Source organism: Lactobacillus delbrueckii subsp. jakobsenii ZN7a-9 = DSM 26046 (assembly GCF_001888925.1).
Taxonomy (GTDB): domain Bacteria; phylum Bacillota; class Bacilli; order Lactobacillales; family Lactobacillaceae; genus Lactobacillus; species Lactobacillus delbrueckii.
This window is the reverse complement of record NZ_CP018218.1, coordinates 436,656-455,505: the sequence shown is the minus strand read 5'-3', so window position 1 is coordinate 455,505 and position 18,850 is coordinate 436,656. Positions and strand designations below refer to the sequence as shown.

Below are 18,850 nucleotides of genomic sequence, written 5' to 3'. Positions count from 1 at the left end.
AAAAGTGTTGGATGCTTGCTCTCAAAGTCATCCAACACTTTTTGATTTGCTAGCTTATTTTTTCGGACGCCGCCGCGGCCGGGCGGGTTTGCTCTTGACATCAGCCACGCCCTCCAAAAGGTTGGCGTAGCGGGCCATGACGAACAGATAGTCTGACAGGCGGTTCAGGTACTTGAGGCTGTCGCTCTTGACCTCCCCGCTTTCGTCCGCGTACAGCACGCAGACCCGCTCGCTGGTCCGGGCCAGTGCCCGGGCATACTGGAGGTTGGCGCTGGTCTTTGAGCCGCCCGGCAGGATGAATTCCTTCATTTCCGGCAATTCTTCCGTCCAGGCATCGATTTGCTCTTCCATGTAAGTCACTTCAGCCAAGGTAATCGTATGGTGCCGCTTGACTACCAGGTCAGCCTGCAATTCATACATTTCCCGCTCCAGCTTGATCAGCTTTTCTTCCAGGCCCTGGCAGGCCGGAGAAAGGTTGGCCACCGTAACCCCCAGCCAGGACTGCAGCTCATCGAGAGCTCCCAGTGTCTGGATCTGCGGGTCGTATTTGGCGACCATCTTGCCGGTCACCTGCTTGGTTTTCCCCTGGTCACCGACTTTAGTGTAGACTTTAAGCATTTTGCTTCCACCCTACTTTCTTTTTAAACCGGTCCAGGCCCAAAACCAATGGCAGATAAAGGATAGGATAAAAGGCCAGGTTGCCGGCAGCATGATACAAGTCAAAGGTCAGGCCACTGACCCAGTAGGCAATGAAGGCTGCCCAGCCGCCCCAGCCAGCCATGCCCAGGCTGACGAAGAAGCCGTATTCCAGGCCCAGAAAGCCGGCCAGGAGCTCCTGCAGCCAGAATAATTTCCGGCTTTTCAGCGGCAAAAGCCTGGCAAATAACGCCACGGTCAAAGCGCAGGCCGCGTAGGCAAAAATCTGCGGCAAGGTCCAAATGCCAAACCCCAGGAAGATATTAGAGATCACCATGACCAAAATGGCCAGGAGAATCCCCGTCCCTGCCCCCAGTTCCAGCGTCGTCAGCATGATAATGTCGGTCACCGGCTGGACATTGGGGATATCGATGATTTTAAAGATCCGCAAAACCACGCACATCGCAGTCAGCAAGGCCAGCAGGGTCAGCCTTTGCAGCTGGTAGCGTTCCTTGGTCTGCATTTTAGTATTTCTTCAAAGTGAAGACAACATTGGACTTGTTCTTAGTCAGCTTTTGCTTGTCAGCTGCCACCATGGGCATCTTGCCATCAACGGTGTAAGTCCAGTAGAGCTTCTTCTTTTCATTGCCCAGGCCTTTGATCTTGGTAATGAAGACACCATATGAAGACTTAGTGTAGTTGACTTTCCAGGCCTTCTTCAAAACAGTGAAGACAGTCGTCCCCTTCTTGACCTTGAAGGTCTTCTTAGCCAGGGTTTGCTTGTTCTTGGCCTTAGTCGTGTCCTTCAAAGTGTAGGTCACTCTGATTTGCTTAGTCTTGGCCTTCTTAGTAGTCTTCTTAGTAGTCTTCTTAGCCGTTTTAGTGGTTTTGGCTGCTTGAATACTTTGCTTTTGGACTGGCTGGCTGGCAAAAAGGCCCACGAAGGCTGCCAAGGCAACTACGACTGCTAAAATCTTCTTTTTCATCTTTTGTTTCTCCCGTTTTTTATTTTAGTTTTTTCGCCAATTGCAATTTATTAATTGCTTAATCCTAATCATTTACTCTTCATCAACAGGATTTGACAAAGAGCCATTAAATCGCTATTTAGTTTTATTGTTTCCAAGCAGCATCAAACTTTTGCTTACCTTCGTTAATTGCGTTATTAACATTTTGGTGCTTTTGAGCTGCAGAAAGAATAGTTTGCATAATACTGTTCAATTGACCATAGGCTGCGTTTGAGTTCTTTTCTACAGGAACGCTGTACAAGTGCTTCATAACAGTTGAAAGCTTAGCTGGAAGCTTAAGTGAAGTGTTGGACTTGTATGCTGCAGAATTAATTACTGAGTTGTTAACTGGAATGTAGCCAGTTGCGTTAGCCCACTTAAGTTGGCTTGACTTAGATACCAAGAACTTAATGTACTTAAATGCAGCCGCCTTTTGTTCAGCAGTTGCGTGGTTGAACATGTAAATGTCTGTACCTTGTTGCATGTTGTATTTGCCTGGACGAGCAGCAACATCATAAGTAAACTTCTTGCCTACACCTTGCTTAACGAAGCCTTCACCTGCGGAAGTACCAATAAACATGGCAACTTTTTCGTTAGCAAATGGACCTGATAAGTATCCTTCTGAACCGGCAACTCTGAAGTAGCCCTTCTTGATACCATCTGCGTAGTAGTTGATAACGCTCTTTGAAGTTGAACCACTGAAGTTGATCTTGCTTGAGAAGTCAACGCCGGCATTCTTCATACCTAAAATGTAGTAGTTGGAAAGTGAATCAAAACCAGCACCTACTACCTTGTGGTGACTCTTCTTGTAAATAGTTTCAGAAACAGATTTAAGTTCGGCCATAGTGGTTGGAACCTTCTTAATGCCGTATTTCTTAAACATGTCTTTGTTATAAGTTAAAGTTTCAATGGACTTGTTAAATGGAATACCATATTGAGTTCCTTGAATTTGAGCGCCCTTCAACAGTTCGGACCTAATGTCTGAAGCCTTAGCACTGCCCCAACCAACATTCTTGTTGTTGATGTAAGGTGTCAAGTTTACAAGCATCTTATTCTTAGCGGCATTCCAAAGCCAACCTGGGTAAGCTTGCGTAATTGTAGGCAAATTGTTTGGTGATTGCAAAGTTGAGTTGATCTTGGCTTGCAAATCTATGTAAGTACCTTGACTTTCAAGCTTAACGGTAATATTTGGATTCTTCTTTTCGAATTCCTTAGTCAACTTTTGCAAAGTTGATTGTTGTACTCCTACCATACCATGCCAAAAAACAACTGTTGTCTTCTTGGTAATCTTTGATGGAATCTTGCTTGAGCTAGATGAGCTATTGCCATTAGAACAAGCAGCTGTTCCCATTAATGCCAAACCGGCAGCAGCCAACACAGCAAGTTTCTTACTAAACTTCATTTGGATTAATCCTCCCCAAAAATAAAACTAAACAACAAATTTTATTGATTCACTAAAGCGTGATGCTTTGACCACGCTTAGGTAAAATCCGTTTTCCATATGGGTTCTCGACCAGCTCCGGATGCAATGTGTGCACTGGTACTAAAATAGCTGGTTGAACCTCGCTGATGATTTCTTGTAACTCCCCCTCATCTGCGTGGCCAGAACAACGCAGAGCTTTATATTCCACATTATGTTTAGCAAAATTTTCGACAAAAGACTTGTATGCTGGGTCGAAATCACCAAGTGGCTCAGCATTAGAATGGATATACAATCCGCCTTCCATCAACTGATCAAAGTCAGCAACAGCTTGCCAAAGGAATTCGTGATCATCGTTAAGAAGATCTTGATAAGAAACTTCCGGTTCTGGATTCAGATCAGCGAACTTCGGCTCCTCTGGCAAGTAATAGTACGGAAATTCTTTACCCAGACTCTTATGCAACAAATGAGCCCGTTTTGCATGCAAAACAACTTTCCGTGGTGAATCAGAAATAATTCTAAGCAATCTTTCAACATTGGTTGGGTAGGTGTTAAAAGTAATTTGCCGTTTTGGATTAGCTTTTTGAAGACGAACAACTTCTTGTGTCAATTCATCTTCATTGTTAATCCCGGTAAATTCCTCACTTTGCTTTTCATTCTTTCTTTCAGGCCATGAACTGCCAGTTGCTTCAGTGATGAAAAGATCTGCACCCTTTGAAGCAGCTAAGAATTCATGTACCCAATCCGGATGATAGCCATGCAAACGAATATCACCAGTGAATGAAATTTTTTTATCCGGGGTTTTAACAATTAGACCGGTAGCGCCATATGCATCGTGATCGCTTGGCCAAATTTCCATTGTGATCTCGCCAACCTTAATCGGCTTTTTATATTCAGCCGCGATGATTGGACGAGTGTAGCCTTTTTCATGACCGGCTGCTGGCAAAAGAAAATCGCCTTTTTCATTTAATGCTGGCAGCAAGTGAGCCGTAATTGGGCCGGCATACAATGGAATCGTTGGTGAAAGCAGATTTAAAGCCTTGCTATGATCCAGATGCAGGTGAGAAATATAAGCTGCACTATGTTTCCAACGCTTGGTATCAATTGCTTTGCCCGTGATTTTTTCATCATAAAAATCAGGAACTTCACCAATCAATTGGTACTTAATCAAAGTCTGATAATCTTCATCGTCCATACTCAAACCGAGTTCAGGACGATATACCTCGCCTAAATCAAACAAAACGTGTGAATCATTATAGGCAACTTCAATCATAGGTCCGCCAATTGTGGTCAAGCCATTATAAAAAGTAACGGTTGTTTTATCCCTTAAGGTCATTACGAACTACTCCGCGAATAATTTGTTTTCTAAAAATGAAGTAAAGAACTAAAATTGGCAAAACTGTCAAAGTAGCAGCAGCTAATTGCAATTGGGTTTCACTACCGGCATCAGAAGCGAAATTAGTTAATCCGTTGTTAAGAAGCCGCATACTGTCTTCATTAGTTACCAACAATGGCCATAGGAATGAATTCCAGCCAGAAATAAAGCTTAACAAACCAACAGTGAATAAACCACCCCGTGACATTGGGACTAAAATTTTCCAAATATATTCCCAGTCAGATACACCGTCAATTTTGGCAGCCTTATAAATTGTTCTTGAAATAGCGCCAAAATAGCTCTGCAAGTAGTACATGTAGAAAATTGAAGTAAGGAATGGCAATATCAAACCGAGGTAAGTGTTAAGAAGGCCCATCTTTGCAACAGTATTGTAGTTGGTGAAAATTATTGCTTCACCAGGAACCATCAGCAATGACAGCAAAACGATTTGAACGAAGTTCTTGCCTTTAAAATGAAGGTTAACCATTGCAAAGGCACCTAATATCGCGTTGAACAAACTAACAATTGTCGTTACACTCGTAGTAATGAAGGTGTTTAAGAAATAGCGTGCAAATGGAGCCTGCGCAAAAACACTAGCATAGTTGCCCCATTGTGGATTTTTTGGAATGATTGTTGGCGGAATCGTTGTTGTTTCTTGGAAACTCATTAATCCACCCAAAATCATATAAATGAAAGGAAAGACAGTAATAATTGCAAAGAAAGTCAAAATCAAATAGGCAAATAATCTGCCCCAGCGAATCTTTTTCATCTTTTACTGCCCTCCAATCTTTTTCATCATCTTGCGCTGCAAGAAAGTAATAAACAAAATGATCAAAAATAACACAACAGTGGCAGCCATCGCTACACCTGGCGTACCAACAATCTGGAATTTGTTATAGATGTAGAACACTGCAGTCGTCGCAGAGTTGCCGACGCCGGCTTGCCCATTGAACAAGGCATATACTGAAGTATAAACTTTGAAGGCTGCGATAATATTCATCGTTAATAAGAAAGCGATCGTTGGAATCAACTGCGGCATAGTAATCCGCCAAAACTTTTCGGTACCGCTTGCCCCATACATATCAGCAATCGTGTAATAGTTAGGATCAATATTTCTCAAGGCACCCATCAAGATAACAATGTTAAAAGCCAAGCTTGTCCAAACACCAAAAATAATGATCGTCGTTAATGACATTGAAGGATCATCAATCCAGTTAGGTGCAGGCAAATGCAACGCTTTCAAAACGAAGTTGAGCAAACCATAGTCACCATTGAAAATATAGCGAAAGACAATACCGATCGCAATCGTACTTGTAACATATGGCATGAAGAAAGTAGTTTCAAAGAACGACTTTCTCTTCGCCTTACTGAAAATCAACCAAGCCAGCATAATCGAGATCGCTAAAGCTACTGGTACAGAAACCAAAGCATAAATAATAGTGTTCTTGATTGCCGTCCAGAACTCGGGATCTTTGAAAATATACTGATAATTGCTAAAGCCCGTCCAATCCAAGGCAATTAACGGTCCACCTTGAAAACTCATAACAAAGGCCCGCAAAATTGGGAAAATACTAAAGCCCGTTACAAAAATAATGGTTGGAGCCAGAAAGAGCCAAGCCCTTTTTTGATTTTGCTTCATTAGTAAACACGCTCCCCTTCTGGGGTAAAGATGAAGATGCGATCAAGCCGCATTTTAAGGTTGATATTGTCTCCTGCCTTAATTGGAGTTTCCAAATCAACCAAAGAACGAGCTTGAATGCCATCATGATTGAATTTCAAAATACGTTCACGACCTATCAATTCAATATCTTGAATTGTGACCTTAACGTTTCCACTTTCAGCTGGCAAAATATTTTCAGGTCTAACTGACAAAACATATTTGCCATCTTTTAATTCATGCTTAAAACGGTCTTGTTTCAAATCATTGACTGCAATTTCAAAATCTGAGCCAGTAACTTTACCATCTTTGACTTCAACCGAGAAGTTGTCAATTACTGGATTGCCAACAAAGTTAGCAACAAAGTAATTATTTGGTTCCAAGTAGAAGTTTTGAACCAAATCATCTTGTTGAATCACGCCGTCATTGAACAGAATGATCTTATCGCCGATCGACAAAGCTTCTTCTTGATCATGTGTAACAAATAAAGTCGTAATGCCAACTTTTTTGACTAATGAACGAATTTCTTCACGAATCTTTAACCGCAGACGAGCATCCAAATTACTCAATGGTTCATCCATAAGCAAGATCTTAGGTTCTTGCACCAAGGCACGGGCAATCGCTACACGCTGCTGTTGACCACCGGAAAGCAGACCAGGTTTTTGATCCGCAAATTCATCAATCTGCGTTAAATTCATGTACTTTCTAGCAACCTTTTCAGCTTCAGCCTTAGGACGCTTATTCTTGCCGACCGTTAATGGAAACATAATGTTTTGCAAGACAGTCATATGCGGATATAGGGCATAGTTCTGGAAAACATAACCGATTTGCCGATCCTTAGGCGCGGTTTTTACTACCGACTTGCCATCAAATAAAATGTCACCGCTAGTTGGTGTAAGAAGACCGGCCAGCATATTCAAAATGGTCGTCTTTCCACAGCCGGAAGGGCCTAATAAGCAGACCAGATCGCCTTTTTTAACGGAAAAACTAACGTCCTTGATTGCTTCATGGCCGTTTTCATAAACCTTGCGTAGATTCTTTACTTGAACAAAATTTTCATCATTCATTAGTTACACACCACAATATCTTGATAATTTTCGCCCATTAGTTACACACCACAATATCTTGATAATTTTCGCCAATTGCAAGAATAAATTGAACACTTACCATAACATTTGGTAGATTTTGACTATCTACGCCGGTAAATGCGGTCAAGTTCGGTGTCAAAGTACTCTTCTGGAGTCTTGTAGTTTAAGATCTTCCGAGGAAGAGAGTTGCACCATACCTCGATCTTAGCAATATCTTCCACACTGTACTTATCCATACGGTCTCCCTTGGGAATATAGCGTCTTATAAGCCCGTTGTGCCGTTCTACGCTGCCTTTATCACAGGATGTATAAGGACACAAGAGTCTTGGAAACTTGTTCAAGATCGGATAGATCTGCGAACTCAGATCCGTTGTCGGTTGTGATAGACTTAAAGATTTGATTCCATTTGGATCCGTAGTACTCTCGAAGCTTATCAAATGCCTTCATAACGCTAGCTGAGGTCTTATCCTCAATCTTGATCATGAAGAACTGACGCGTCTTTCGTTCGCACAGAGTAAGCAACACATCATCGTCCTTAGTCTTGTGTCCAAGAACCAGATCGCATTCCCAGTGACCAAAGTCCTTACGGCTTTCGACTCTAGGACTACGTTCATCGATGCTTCGTCCCAGGATACGCTTGTTTACACGGGCACGACGAGTCTTAGTATTGCGCTTGACCTTCTCTGGGAGATCACCGTTCTTGATATCCATTAGGCCCAAGTCAACGTAGTTATACAGAGTTTTGGTTGATACGACCTGATCCTTCTGGAAGATTCCCTTGGCCAAAGCATAACCCACGCAAGCATCAAGAGACCAGCCATGATTATGGAAGCAGTGGGAAACATAGTCGATGAACTTTTGTCTGCGAAGAAACAAGCTCTTGCGGCCGCATTTGCTTCTATGTAGTTCGTAAGTTCTTTGCCCTTCGACAGCTTTATACCGCTTCACATTGCCGGTATACAGGGATACTGTGCCTCTTTTGAGCTCATATCCGACCGTGCTTGGTGAGCAGTTAAGTTCTCTAGCTATAGCACGATTAGAGTAGCCCTTAGAGTGCAGCTCCTGGATTGTAGTCCGGTCGTTCAGCGTAAGGTGCTTGCCCTTTTGGTGTGGTTTAGTGTTAGAATATGAATGATCCATTTTAACCTCTCTAGAAATGTTTGTGGTAATTCATATTCTACCAGATGGTTGAAATGGATTTTTTGTGCTCGAATCCAGTGAAAACGATTTTTCTTACTGGATCAGAACAGTGTTCAGTTTAATTTTACAATCGGCGATTTTAGTTTTTTCTTATGTCTTTTATCGCTATTTTGCCTGCCTTACTTAATTGGGCAGGCGCCGCCTTCACAGTCGGTCTGGTCGACCAGTTCCAGGTCCTTGACGTCGCTGTTCAGCTGGCTGAAGACTTCTTCCACGTTGCCGGTAATTTCCTGGCTGCGCTTTTCGTAAGTCTCCTTATCGATCGGTTCCTTTGGCGCTTGCTGCAGGGAACCGCCAAAGTATGGCAGAAGCGAGGTTGACTTGGTGATAAAGCGGTACTGGCGGAGCAAGGGTTCAACCTGGTCACCTTCGGAATCCTGGAAAGTAATCGTGCAGGAAACCGCGTTGTCCGACCAGTAAGTCTGCAAGAAGGCCTGGGTGGCAAACTGTTCCGCGATTGAAACCGTGCCAGCTGAGGCAAAGTTAGGGTTGTCCGCCCCTACCGCCTTGATCGGGAATTCCACGCAGGTCGTGTTTTCCGTGTAGATGTCGGCTTCCGTCCGGTAGCCGCAGGCCTTCAAGGCTGGCAAAAGCGGGTCAGAATCCTGGAAACGGATCCGCTGGATCAAGTAAGCCCCGTAGTGGAAGTGCATGCCTTCACTGGCACCGGCCAGCTTAGCCACCGTGCCTGATGGCTTGACCGTGGTGTGCTTGATTGATTCATTGCAGCCCAAAGTCTTACTGTAGGCCTGGTCAGCCTTGACCACGGCCTTGTAAAGCTGGTCAACCATCTTAATGGCCCGCTTGTCGTAGACTGGCACCTTGATAGCTTCATGGGTTTCCGGGTCAAAGTCATCCTTGAAGCCGGTAACCACCCGGTTGCCCAGTCTGGTCAAAAGCCAGTCCTGGATCCCGGACATGGAGATCCCGATCCGGCGGTTCTTTTGAATTATTTTCCGGGAAATTTCCCAGTCATAAGGACTGAAGGTTACCCGCTTGGCGTAGCGGGCCGCTAAGGCAAAAACTTCCTGCAAATCCCAGCCCTGTTCTTCCGCGATCAGCGGGAAGACTTCAAAGAGGTTGCAAGGTTCCCCGTTGGCCAGGGAGATCTCCCCACAAGGGTTGGTCCCTTCCACGTCCCCGTCAATTCCAGCCTGGTAGCCATCAATAATCCGGCCATAGTTCTTGGATAGGTCCAGGTTCACGATCCCTGGCTCCCCGTTTTCCCGGATCCCGGCAGCGATCGGCTGGTAGCCGCTGAAGGCTGAATCAACCGCCACGCTGTTGTTGGATGCCCAGCGGTGGTGCATCAGCTTCTCTTGGTCCTGCTTCATGGAAATGAAGTCCTGGTCATCATTTGAGCCCAGGGCCAGTTCCGCTGACCGGCGGACATTGCCGGCCACGACTGCCTTGCCGATCAAGTTGCAGATGTCGGCGGCATCGACAGCCGTAAGACGGCCACCAGCCTTATTATTCAAGACTTCGTTAACGTCCAGCAGCATGGAGATCAAGGGCATTGGGCCGGAAGCCGTGCCGCCGAAGCCATGGATTTCTGCCCCGTAAGGACGGATGTCGGACAAGTCCAGGATCAGCTTTTGCTTACGGTCCGGGTTGGTCTGGGCAAAGTGGAGGTCAATCAAGAGGGCATTGGCCAAAACCCAGCCCTCCCGGGTGTCCGGCAGGCGGTAGTAGATACTGTCAGCATCTTGAACTAATTCATTCTTGCCGACGGCCCCGACCTTGACGGAAGCGTCGTAGGATTCACTGGTCTCATCGACCACCAGCTGCAGGTCGATGGCAAAGTCGACCCGGGGAATCTGGCTGATGTTGGATCTGGCAACTGAGAAGCCAACCCCGCCCCCCTTCATCAGTTCGTCAAAGAGGAAGGAGAAAGGCATGGAAACGGCCTTTTCCTGCTTGCCAAGGTAGCTGGGCACGATCTTGCTGTCCCCGTACTTTTGCGGACGGATGGCCACAAACCAGCAGTTGTTTAAGGAATCCCCGGTCTGTCTCTGATAGTCAGTCCCGGAAATCCACAAGTTCCGGCCAGATGGCGTCGCGCCCAGGCCGTAGATCAGCTTGTAGAGCCGCTCTGCTTCTTCAGTCAAGCTCTGCTTCAGTTCCAGACTTGGGGAGTCTTGAAGGCGGGGATCCAGGTTGATGTTGCCTTCAACCACCCGCTTGACGGTTTCATCCCAGTTTTCACTCCGTCCCTTTTCCGGAAGCCAGCGGGCGTAGGTCCGCTTGTAGGTGACCCAGCCCAGCTTGCCCCAGTGAGGTTTTACACTCGCTTTCACCCGGTCGATAAATTCCTCCGAGAGAGATATTTCTTCACTCATCTTCTCAGGTCCTTTCTGCTTGTCTCATTATTTTTTAAGCACTCCATATATTAGCACTCTTCCTGTGAAACACAAGATGTAGTATTGTGTAACTAGGCGAACACGAGAAACTGTATGTTGGCTTAATTCAAGCCCCGTAAGCCTTCACCCGCTGTCAAATTTTTTTGAAAAATTTTTTAGCAATTTTTGTTCGGCTTTTCCGGATATATACAAAAAGACTATATAACCACCAATTCGTTTTTCGGCATATTATATAGTCTTTCTTATAATTTTTTTACTTCTTTTTGCTTTTGTCTTTAAAATTCTGCTTGGTCCGGATCCAGGACTGGCTGGCCGATCCCTTGCAGGCCATCCAGCTTGGCCATGTCATCTGCAGTAAGCGCAAAGTCAAAGACCTCAGCGTTGGCCTTGATGTAGTCCGGGTGAACTGACTTCGGTAGTGGTAAAAAGTTATGCTGCAGGGACCAGCGGATCAAAACCTGGGCGCTGGACTTGCCGTACTTGGCCCCAACTGCCTTGATGGTCTCATTGCCCAAAAGACCGCCCGTGCCCAAAGGACTGTAAGCCTCGCTCAAAAGGCCGTATTCCTTGTTAGCGGCCGTTACTTCCGCTTGCAAGTCATTTGGGTTGAGGCAGATCTGGTTGACCACAGGCTTGATTTCTGCCGTTTTTAAGAGGGCTTCCAGGTGGTGGCGGCGGAAGTTGGAGACCCCGATTGCCCGGATCTTGCCAGCTTGAACGGCTTCTTCCATGGCCCGCCAGGCTTCCGCGTTGCCTTCTGCCCAGTGGTCCCGGATGGCAACTGGATTTGGCCAGTGAATCAAGTACAGGTCCAGGTAGTCCGTGTCCAGCTTGAGCAGGCTGTCGTCAATAGCCGCCTTGGCCCCTTCATAGCTGTGGGACCCGTTCCAAAGCTTGCTGGTCACGAACAAGTCGCTCCGCTTGACACCGCTGCGCTTGATGGCCCGGCCCACGCTGGCTTCATTGCCATAAACTGCGGCCGTGTCGATGTGCCGGTAGCCGGCATTCAAGGCTGTCTCAACTGCTTCTTGGGCCACATCGCCGTCTGGCGTCTGCCAGGTCCCGAAACCGATTACCGGGATCTTGACCCCATTGGCTAATTCGTAAGTATCTTCCAAACCGTGCAAAGTCATTTTTTGCCTCCTGTCATTTTCCTTACTTTTTGTAATTAAGCTCATTATAACAAAAATCCTCCCGACCGGGAGGATTTTCTTACGCTAAAATTCTTTTGACTTGTCAGAATCGTTTTAATTATTCCAAGCTGGCCAGGCTGTCCTTCAGCTTCTTAGCGGAAGCTTCCAGCTTGGCTTGTTCGTCAGCTGGCAAGTCCAGAACTGGCACTTCTTCTACCCCATGCTTGCCAACGATTGACGGGTAGCCGATGTAGGTCCCCAGAGATTCAACGTAGCAGCTGGTCGGGCCGTAGAACTTGGCGTCAGAGAAGACGGCTCTGGCCAAACGGACCGCGCAGGTAGCGACAGCGTAGCAGGTGTAGCCCTTGCCCTTGCCGACCATGAAGGCATTGTCCTTGCTCAAGCGGTCCATTTCTTCTTTCTCTGCTTCATTGAAGAGGTCCTTGGCTGGCCGGTTGTTGACCCAAACAGTTGACCAGGCCGTGAACTGGCTGGACCCGTGCTCGCCCAGGTTGAAGCCGGACACGTTTCTCGGGTCCTGGCCCAGCTTTTCCCCGACAACCCGCTGCATTCTGGAAGTGTCCAGGAAGGTCCCGGTCCCGAAGACCTGGCTCTTTGGCAGGCCTGTCACCTTTTGCAAGATGGAGGTTACCACGTCACAAGGGTTGGAGATGTTGATGATGACGCCCTTGAAGCCGCTGTCCTTGATCTTCTGGCCAACTTCAACCGCGTTCTTGGTGTTGATCGGGAATTCCGCGAACCGGTCGCCTGTCGTGATTGAGGCCGCCACGTCACCAAAAGCGGTGATGATCAAGTCAGCGTCCGCCAGCTCTTTCCAGTCGCCCCACTTGACGTTGACGTAGAAGTCGTTTCTGCCCAGGGTGTCGCGCAAGTCGCCCCATTCAGCCCGACACTTGGTCTCATTCTTGTCCAGCAAGACCAATTCGTCCGCTACCCCGTGGGTAAAAAGAATAAAGGCCGCCGTGGCCCCAACGTGTCCCATGCCGATCACTGCTACTTTTCTCATTAAAGATTCCTCCTTATTTTTTAATATGTCATCAATCGTTTTCTCATAATAAACAATAAAACAATTTTGTCCAAAGTGCAAGCCTTACTTAATTAAAAAAGTTTCAAGCCAGTTAAAAATTCAGAAAACAAGGCAAAAGTAACAGGAAAGAAAAAAGGACTGCCGCTTAAAGCGAAAGTCCTTCTGCTTAATCTTTAAAACTGAATTCCAGCGGATCCTGGTCGGCACTCAAACTAGCCGGGCTCGGTTCGTTCCGCTTCAAATTACCTAAAGGATAGAACCCCCGGCTGTAGTTCTTGTCACTGGCAAAAATCAAGACCTTGTCGCTGTCCGGGTCATAGCCGATTTCACCAACCGTGGCATGTGTCAATTCCTGCCCCTTAGGGGTTGGCAGCTTAACTGTCTGCTTGCTGATCAGCACGCTATCCTTCTTGCTGGCCGTAAAATCCAGGTCAACCTTCTTGCTCTCCCACTGCTTGAGCAGGCTGACAGAAGTCGGCGTCTTGGGCAGGATGCCAGTAATCTTGCTCTTCTTGCCGGACAATTCCACCTTCATGTTCTTGAAGTGGTGGTTGTCGGTTGACTTGACTGCCTTCCGGTACTCTGAAGTATCGAAGGCGTCTGAACTGCTTTCTGCTTTCTGGCCACCGCTCGAGACGGCCATAATCACCGTGCCGGCAAAAATGACCAGGATCAAGCCGATGACCCCTTTTTCTAATCTCTTCATATACACATACGCCTCATACACTAAAAATTAACTAAAACTTCTTTGTTTCTTCAACCTCTAACTTCTAATTGTAACCAAATCACAGCTTAATTTCCAATAAAATTGGACAATGATCCGCTCTTTCTCCAGTCTCGATCATTTCCGACTTCTCCACCTGGTCAGCCAGGCGGTTGGAAACCAGCCAGTAGTCGATTCTCCAGCCGGAATTATTGGCCTTAGCCGTCCGCACCCGCTGGGCCCACCAGGAGTAGACGCCCTCCACCTGGCCGTGGATCTGGCGGAAGGTATCCGTGAAGCCCGCCGCCAAAAGCTGGCCAAAGCCCGCTCTTTCTTCATCCGTAAAGCCGGCGGAATGGTGGTTGTTTTCCGGGTGCTTCAAGTCGATTTCCTGGTAGGCGGCGTTGAAGTCCCCGCTGGCCAGGACTGGCTTCTTCTTGTCCAATTCTTCCAGGTAGGCCCGGTAGCACTTGTCCCATTCCTGCCGGTCACCCAAGCGGACCAGACCGTTGCCGGCATTTGGCGTGTAGACCTGGGTCACGTAAAAGTCCGGGAATTCCAGAGTCAAAATCCGCCCTTCAAAGTCCATCGGCTCCGGGGCCCCGATTTTCGGCCGGGTCACTACCGGATCCAGGCCCTTCTTATACAAAAACATCGTGCCCGCGTAACCCTTCCGGGCTGGCTCCATGCTGGACCGCCAAACGAAATCATATTCCGGAAAAAGGTCAGCCAGAGCCGCCTGATGCTTTTTGCTTGGCCCGCTGGCCGGCAGCTTGGTTTCCTGCAGGGCCAGGACATCTGGGTCCAGGTCATGCAAGTTTTTCAAGACCCCCCGGGTCATTTCCGCCCGCGGGGAAGTCCCCGTCAAGGCCGCGTTCAATGAGTCAATGTTCCAAGAAATCAGTCGCATTTTATCTTCACTTTCTGTTTTTCTTTACTCTCTGTCGTTTTTACTCTTCGCTTTTTTCTAGATCGCCAAAATTTCCAGGGGATAGTCGACCGTGTAGTCAGCCTTTTCCTTCTTCAGGCTGGCCGGGTCAAAGGCGCCCCAAGTGCAGGCGCAGGCCGCGTAGATGTGGCGCGATTCGCAGATCGTGCCGTCGAAATCAAAAAAGTAATTTTCCATTTTTCCCCAAATCTTTCTTAAAGTCTGTCTGCTTTAAGTATAACGGAAACTAACGCAGAGCGGTCGGGGCGAAGTCTTTTTTCAAGATCCGCTGGAACTGGGCATAGTTGTCCACCTCAAAGAGGGGGTGGACTGGCAGGGTCTTCTGCCGGTGGCGGTGGTTGAACCAGATGCTGGCAAAGCCGTAGTTTTCCGCTCCCATGATGTCAGAGGACAGGCCGTCGCCGAAGAAGACAGTTTGGTTGGGGCTGTAGCCGCTTCTGGCGAAAAAGTAGTCAAAAATTTCCGCGTTTGGCTTCTGCACCCCGGCTTCCTGGCTGGTCACGACCAGGTCAAAGTAGTGTCTTATCCCGGCTAATTCCAGCCGGTGCTCCTGGCCAAATTGCTCCCCGTTGCTCAAAACCGCCAGGCTGTAGCCCAGTCTTTTGGCATAGCGGAGGGTGTCCTTGACCCCGGGCAGGAGCTTGTGGCCGGTGTGGAAGTAGCTGTGGAATTCGTCAGCCGTCTCCATCCCGTCGACTTCGACCCCGCAGTATTTTTTGATAATATCCGGGAACATGATCTCGTAGAGCTGGTTCAAGGTCAGCTCACCCTTTTCCAGCCGCCGCCAGAGACCCTGGTTGTAGGCGTGGAATTCTTTTTCAAATTCGTCACTGATCTCCCAGCCATGGGATTTGAAGAGCTGAACCAGGGAGTCGTGGACCGTTGCTTCAGTGTCGAGCAAGGTGTCGTCAACGTCCAGGATAATTTGCTGATAGCGCATGTGGCCTCCTTATTTTCTGTTGCATTGCTTGTTTCTATTAGGCGTATTAAGATTCCATTATAGACAAAAAACTAAAGCAGTGCAAAAAATTACTTTCAGTTTATCTTACCCCCATTTTCTCCTTTTCCACATCTTGGGCCTTACTCCGGCAAGCAACTACGATATATTGTGGATAACTCCTGTGGAAGTTGTGCATATCTAGTAGCATCCCCGGCGCTTAGTCACTAGACCTGCTTTTCCCCATATTTTTGCATCTTTTTACCTAACCTTTATCTTTGCTACTTTTCCCTCCAGCGATTGCTATACATGTACTTGGCAAAATATCTTATTGACAAAAAGCCCCAGTAAAACTATATTAATCAAGTAAGCAATAGTTTTGCTGGATTGGAGGAGAAAAATGTCCAGAAAAAATACTTTTCAGCTCTGTCTTTTGGCCTTATCCACGGCCTTGATCATTGTCGGCAGCCAGTTGGCGGTCCCCTTGCCGGGCGGGGTCCCTTTTACCCTGCAGACCCTGGTAATCCCCCTAATCGCGGCTGCCTTTGGCTGGCAGCTGGGAACCGGCGCCGTCGCCCTCTACCTGCTCTTAGGGGCCGCCGGTCTCCCCGTCTTCAGCGGCGCCAGTGGCGGCATCGCCGTCCTTTTCGGGCCTAACGGAGGCTTTCTCTGGGCTTTCTTGCCCCTGGCCATGATCACGGGCCTGGCTAAAGGAAACAGATTTTATTTGACCCTGGCGGCCGGGATTGCCCTCTTCTTACAACTGCTCCTGGGCGCTGCTTGGCTAGCCTGGATCAGCCATTTGCCTTTTACAGCCGCGGCTAACGCTGCTATCTGGCCTTTTTTGCCCACAACCTTAGCCAAACTGGCCCTGGTCGTTGCCTTGGCCCCACGCTTGCGGGGGATTTTTACCACTTACGCCGGCAAGGTCGGCCGCGGCTACCAAAAATAAGCTGGAAGAAAGCAGGTACAGATAAAAGAAAAGGCGAAGCCCTTCTTAGAGTTTCGCCTTTTACTTTGTTCAATTTTGCCTTGTTTTGGCCTTACTGCTGGTAAATCGTGGCCAGTTGCTGGGCCAGGTCGGGCTGCTTGAGCTCGATCTGGGGCACCAGTTCCATGGCGTCGATCTTCCCGCTGTGAATCCGGGAGATGTTTTCCGGAGTCAAGCCTTCCGTCTCGATGATTTCCAAAGTGGTCGGCAGCTTGTGGTACTTGTACATCTTTCCCCGCAAAGCCTCCTGCCGGGTTCCGTCCAGCATCCGTCTGAGCAAGTCCCGCAGTTCATCTTCCTGCTCGTCCGTTACAGTGAAGCCGATCAGGCGCAGGGACCGGGGCACGGCGTTGATGGTCTCTTCCACCGTCTTGCCGTAGCTGACCGAGTGCAGCTGGGTCAGCGCCTCAAAGAAGGCTTCTTCCAGCCGGTCGTCGCTGAGGCCTGGATTGCTGTCTTTCAGATACTGGCGGTACTCTTCCGTCGCCGTGGTCCGTTCATAATACCATTCGTTTTCCCGGCGCAAAAATTCATCCTTCTCCGGCACATAATAGAGGCGGTTGTGCTGGAGCTCTTTGATCCGCTTGAAATCTTGCGGCAGGTCCATCAAGACCCAGTCGCCGTAAAGGTAGAATTCCTCATCCTCATCTTCGCCCCGCTCTTCCACCAGCAGTTCCCTTTCACCGGCCACATTGTAGTCCTGGTCGCTCTGGTCCAACATGGTGAATTCCCAGAAGTCGTCCTCGTCAATGTTGAGCAAGGGGTTCTGGTGGCTGAAAATATGGTACGCGTGTCTCAGCGGAATAATGCCGTACATGTTGATCATGGCGTAAAGATAGCGCCGGATCAACAATTTGTTTTCTTTACTAATCATCTGTCTCACCTACCATTTTCGATAGATCTTTCCCTACTTCTCCCTACAAGCTATTATAGACCAGCAGGGCAAAAATCAGTACATCGGCCGGCCAAATTCTTCCAGGCTGACCTGGCCGTTATCATCGACATTCAAGACCGTCATCTCGTTGTGCTTAGGCAAGTCGGTTCTGAGGTGCTTGCCACCGTAGATGCAGGCCAGGCAATGGATGACGCAGGCATGACCAACCAAAAGGATCCGCTCTGACTCATCATGGTTGACCAGGTAGTCGATCCCCCGCTTCAGGCGGCTTTCAAACTCGATCCCGCTTTCAGCATCCCCCTCCGGGTCAGCCGCGTGGAATAAGTCCCCGATTTCCTGCCAAGTGTAGCCGTCCTTGACCGCGTCGACCAGGCGGGGGTACTTGGTGGACTTGAAGGCCGCCGCTACTCCTTCCGTATCATGAAAGGCCTCGTAGTAGCCAAAAAATAGCTCCCGCAAGTCAGCGGTCTGGGTCATCTCGGTTGACTCCCAGTTGTCATTTTCCGAAACGATGATCTTCCGGGTGTCAGCGGCCCGCTTCAAGTCACTGGAGGCCACCAAGTCAAAATGCTGGTCCTTCAAGGCCTTCCCCATCCGGTGGGCACCCTCGATCCCTTCTTCAGTCAAAGGGGCGTCAGACCAGCCCTGCAGGCGCTGGTACTTGTTCAAATAGGTCCGGCCATGGCGAACCACGTAGATCTTCTTCATTGTTCAACCTCTTCCTTGGGCAGCTGCTTCATCATTTTCGCTGCCAGCAATTGATAACCGCGCGGGCCAAAATGCAGGCCGTCGTCAAGTTCTCCCCGGCACAGGGCTTTCAGGTCTCCCTCCTTCAGCATGGCCGTGAAAAAGTCGACATAGGCAAGCTGGTATTCAGCCGCGACTTCCTCCATTACTTTAGCATACTTTGCCAGTTTCGCGTTGGTCCGCCCCCTCTGCTTAGCTTCATCCACCGCCGGACCGGAGACCAGGACGGTTTTGGTCCCCGGATAAAAGCAGACCAGGGCAGAGACAATAGCCTGGAGGTTCTTCCGGTACTGGTCTAGTGGCACTTGCTTATGACTGGCCGCGTCATTGACTCCGACCATTAAGAAAAGCTGGTCAGCCCGGGGCCGCTTTAAGGCCAGGTCTCCTAACAGGGCTAAAAGGGCGCCGGAATTGATGCCAGACACCGCCGTATTGTCGATTTCCAGGTCAGGCTTTTTCTCTTTCAGGGTCCAGTTGATTCTAGGCTGATCCAGCCCTTCCTTGCGGGCAAAGATGCTGTCACCGAGTAATAAAATTCTCATTTCTACCTTTCTATGCCAGGAAAACATCAAGTCTGCCATCGACAAGGCGAGGGAGGCCCTCCAGTACACCGATGATGACTTAACTCAACTGTATCACGTTTTTGACGAAAGCGTCCGGGAAAAGTACGTCAATCGCGACTATGTCCTGACTCACTTCTAGGAGGC

19 protein-coding genes and 1 pseudogene are annotated in these 18,850 nt (G+C 48.3%); 1 reads left to right on the top strand and 19 read right to left on the bottom strand.

Translation table 11 applies throughout. The annotated features are described in order from the left end of the window. Positions 1-54: 54 nt before the first annotated feature. From LJ046_RS02455 to LJ046_RS02380, 16 genes and pseudogenes are all read right to left on the bottom strand, one after another. Positions 55-618, bottom strand: a complete 564-nt coding sequence (locus tag LJ046_RS02455; protein WP_002879589.1) for a cob(I)yrinic acid a,c-diamide adenosyltransferase — start codon at positions 616-618, stop codon at positions 55-57. Further along, positions 611-1,159: an ECF transporter S component gene (locus tag LJ046_RS02450; protein WP_002879592.1), complete on the bottom strand. Its 549-nt coding sequence runs from the start codon at positions 1,157-1,159 to the stop codon at positions 611-613. The genes LJ046_RS02455 and LJ046_RS02450 overlap by 8 nt, the downstream gene beginning before the upstream one ends. A gap of 1 nt (position 1,160) precedes the next feature. Continuing rightward, on the bottom strand, positions 1,161-1,622 hold the full coding sequence (locus tag LJ046_RS02445) for a DUF4430 domain-containing protein (RefSeq protein ID WP_002879595.1): 462 nt from the start codon (positions 1,620-1,622) through the stop codon (positions 1,161-1,163). Between the two features lie 124 nt (positions 1,623-1,746). After that, the gene (locus LJ046_RS02440) at positions 1,747-3,042 is read right to left on the bottom strand and encodes an extracellular solute-binding protein (RefSeq protein WP_035176757.1); all 1,296 of its coding nucleotides are present in this window, start codon (positions 3,040-3,042) and stop codon (positions 1,747-1,749) included. A 52-nt stretch (positions 3,043-3,094) separates the two neighbouring features. Then, positions 3,095-4,396 (bottom strand): MBL fold metallo-hydrolase, encoded by a 1,302-nt coding sequence (locus LJ046_RS02435; RefSeq protein WP_002879597.1) that lies wholly within the window; start codon positions 4,394-4,396, stop codon positions 3,095-3,097. Continuing rightward, positions 4,380-5,204 (bottom strand): carbohydrate ABC transporter permease, encoded by an 825-nt coding sequence (locus LJ046_RS02430; RefSeq protein WP_002879598.1) that lies wholly within the window; start codon positions 5,202-5,204, stop codon positions 4,380-4,382. Before LJ046_RS02430 ends, LJ046_RS02435 begins: the two co-directional genes overlap by 17 nt. Positions 5,205-5,207: 3 nt before the next feature. After that, positions 5,208-6,074 (bottom strand): carbohydrate ABC transporter permease, encoded by an 867-nt coding sequence (locus tag LJ046_RS02425; RefSeq protein ID WP_002879599.1) that lies wholly within the window; start codon positions 6,072-6,074, stop codon positions 5,208-5,210. Continuing rightward, positions 6,074-7,159 carry an ABC transporter ATP-binding protein gene (locus LJ046_RS02420; protein WP_002879600.1) on the bottom strand — a complete coding sequence of 362 codons (1,086 nt, stop codon included), beginning with the start codon at positions 7,157-7,159 and terminating at the stop codon, positions 6,074-6,076. The genes LJ046_RS02425 and LJ046_RS02420 overlap by 1 nt, the downstream gene beginning before the upstream one ends. Positions 7,160-7,281: 122 nt before the next feature. Continuing rightward, positions 7,282-8,320 (bottom strand): annotated as a pseudogene (locus tag LJ046_RS02415) (IS30 family transposase). A gap of 179 nt (positions 8,321-8,499) precedes the next feature. Beyond that, positions 8,500-10,719, bottom strand: coding sequence for a ribonucleoside-triphosphate reductase, adenosylcobalamin-dependent (gene nrdJ, locus LJ046_RS02410; RefSeq protein WP_002879649.1), 2,220 nt, complete (start codon positions 10,717-10,719; stop codon positions 8,500-8,502). 296 nt (positions 10,720-11,015) lie between these two features. After that, a complete protein-coding gene (locus LJ046_RS02405; RefSeq protein ID WP_002879650.1) occupies positions 11,016-11,873 on the bottom strand; it encodes an aldo/keto reductase in 858 nt (285 codons plus the stop codon). A 118-nt stretch (positions 11,874-11,991) separates the two neighbouring features. Then, complete coding sequence (locus LJ046_RS02400) at positions 11,992-12,900, bottom strand: L-lactate dehydrogenase (protein ID WP_002879651.1); 909 nt, start codon at positions 12,898-12,900, stop codon at positions 11,992-11,994. A 187-nt stretch (positions 12,901-13,087) separates the two neighbouring features. Next, the gene (locus tag LJ046_RS02395) at positions 13,088-13,627 is read right to left on the bottom strand and encodes a cyclophilin-like fold protein (protein WP_002879652.1); all 540 of its coding nucleotides are present in this window, start codon (positions 13,625-13,627) and stop codon (positions 13,088-13,090) included. Positions 13,628-13,706: 79 nt separating this feature from the next. Next, positions 13,707-14,534, bottom strand: a complete 828-nt coding sequence (locus tag LJ046_RS02390) for an exodeoxyribonuclease III (protein ID WP_002879654.1) — start codon at positions 14,532-14,534, stop codon at positions 13,707-13,709. Between the two features lie 57 nt (positions 14,535-14,591). After that, entirely contained in the window at positions 14,592-14,750 is a 159-nt protein-coding gene (locus LJ046_RS02385) for a hypothetical protein (RefSeq protein WP_002879655.1), read from the bottom strand. 49 nt (positions 14,751-14,799) lie between these two features. Continuing rightward, the gene (locus LJ046_RS02380; RefSeq protein ID WP_002879656.1) at positions 14,800-15,513 is read right to left on the bottom strand and encodes a YjjG family noncanonical pyrimidine nucleotidase; all 714 of its coding nucleotides are present in this window, start codon (positions 15,511-15,513) and stop codon (positions 14,800-14,802) included. 397 nt (positions 15,514-15,910) lie between these two features. Here LJ046_RS02380 and LJ046_RS02375 point away from each other — a divergent pair, with 397 nt between their 5' ends. Next, complete coding sequence (locus tag LJ046_RS02375) at positions 15,911-16,462, top strand: biotin transporter BioY (RefSeq protein WP_002879658.1); 552 nt, start codon at positions 15,911-15,913, stop codon at positions 16,460-16,462. 91 nt (positions 16,463-16,553) lie between these two features. Here the strand turns inward: LJ046_RS02375 and LJ046_RS02370 are convergent, their stop codons facing one another. The 3 genes from LJ046_RS02370 to LJ046_RS02360 form a co-directional block, all read right to left on the bottom strand. Next, positions 16,554-17,375, bottom strand: a complete 822-nt coding sequence (locus LJ046_RS02370) for a hypothetical protein (RefSeq protein WP_002879659.1) — start codon at positions 17,373-17,375, stop codon at positions 16,554-16,556. 75 nt (positions 17,376-17,450) lie between these two features. Then, on the bottom strand, positions 17,451-18,104 hold the full coding sequence (locus LJ046_RS02365) for a histidine phosphatase family protein (protein WP_002879661.1): 654 nt from the start codon (positions 18,102-18,104) through the stop codon (positions 17,451-17,453). Further along, positions 18,101-18,685 carry an SGNH/GDSL hydrolase family protein gene (locus tag LJ046_RS02360; RefSeq protein WP_035176768.1) on the bottom strand — a complete coding sequence of 195 codons (585 nt, stop codon included), beginning with the start codon at positions 18,683-18,685 and terminating at the stop codon, positions 18,101-18,103. The genes LJ046_RS02365 and LJ046_RS02360 overlap by 4 nt, the downstream gene beginning before the upstream one ends. Between the last annotated feature and the right edge of the window lie 165 nt (positions 18,686-18,850).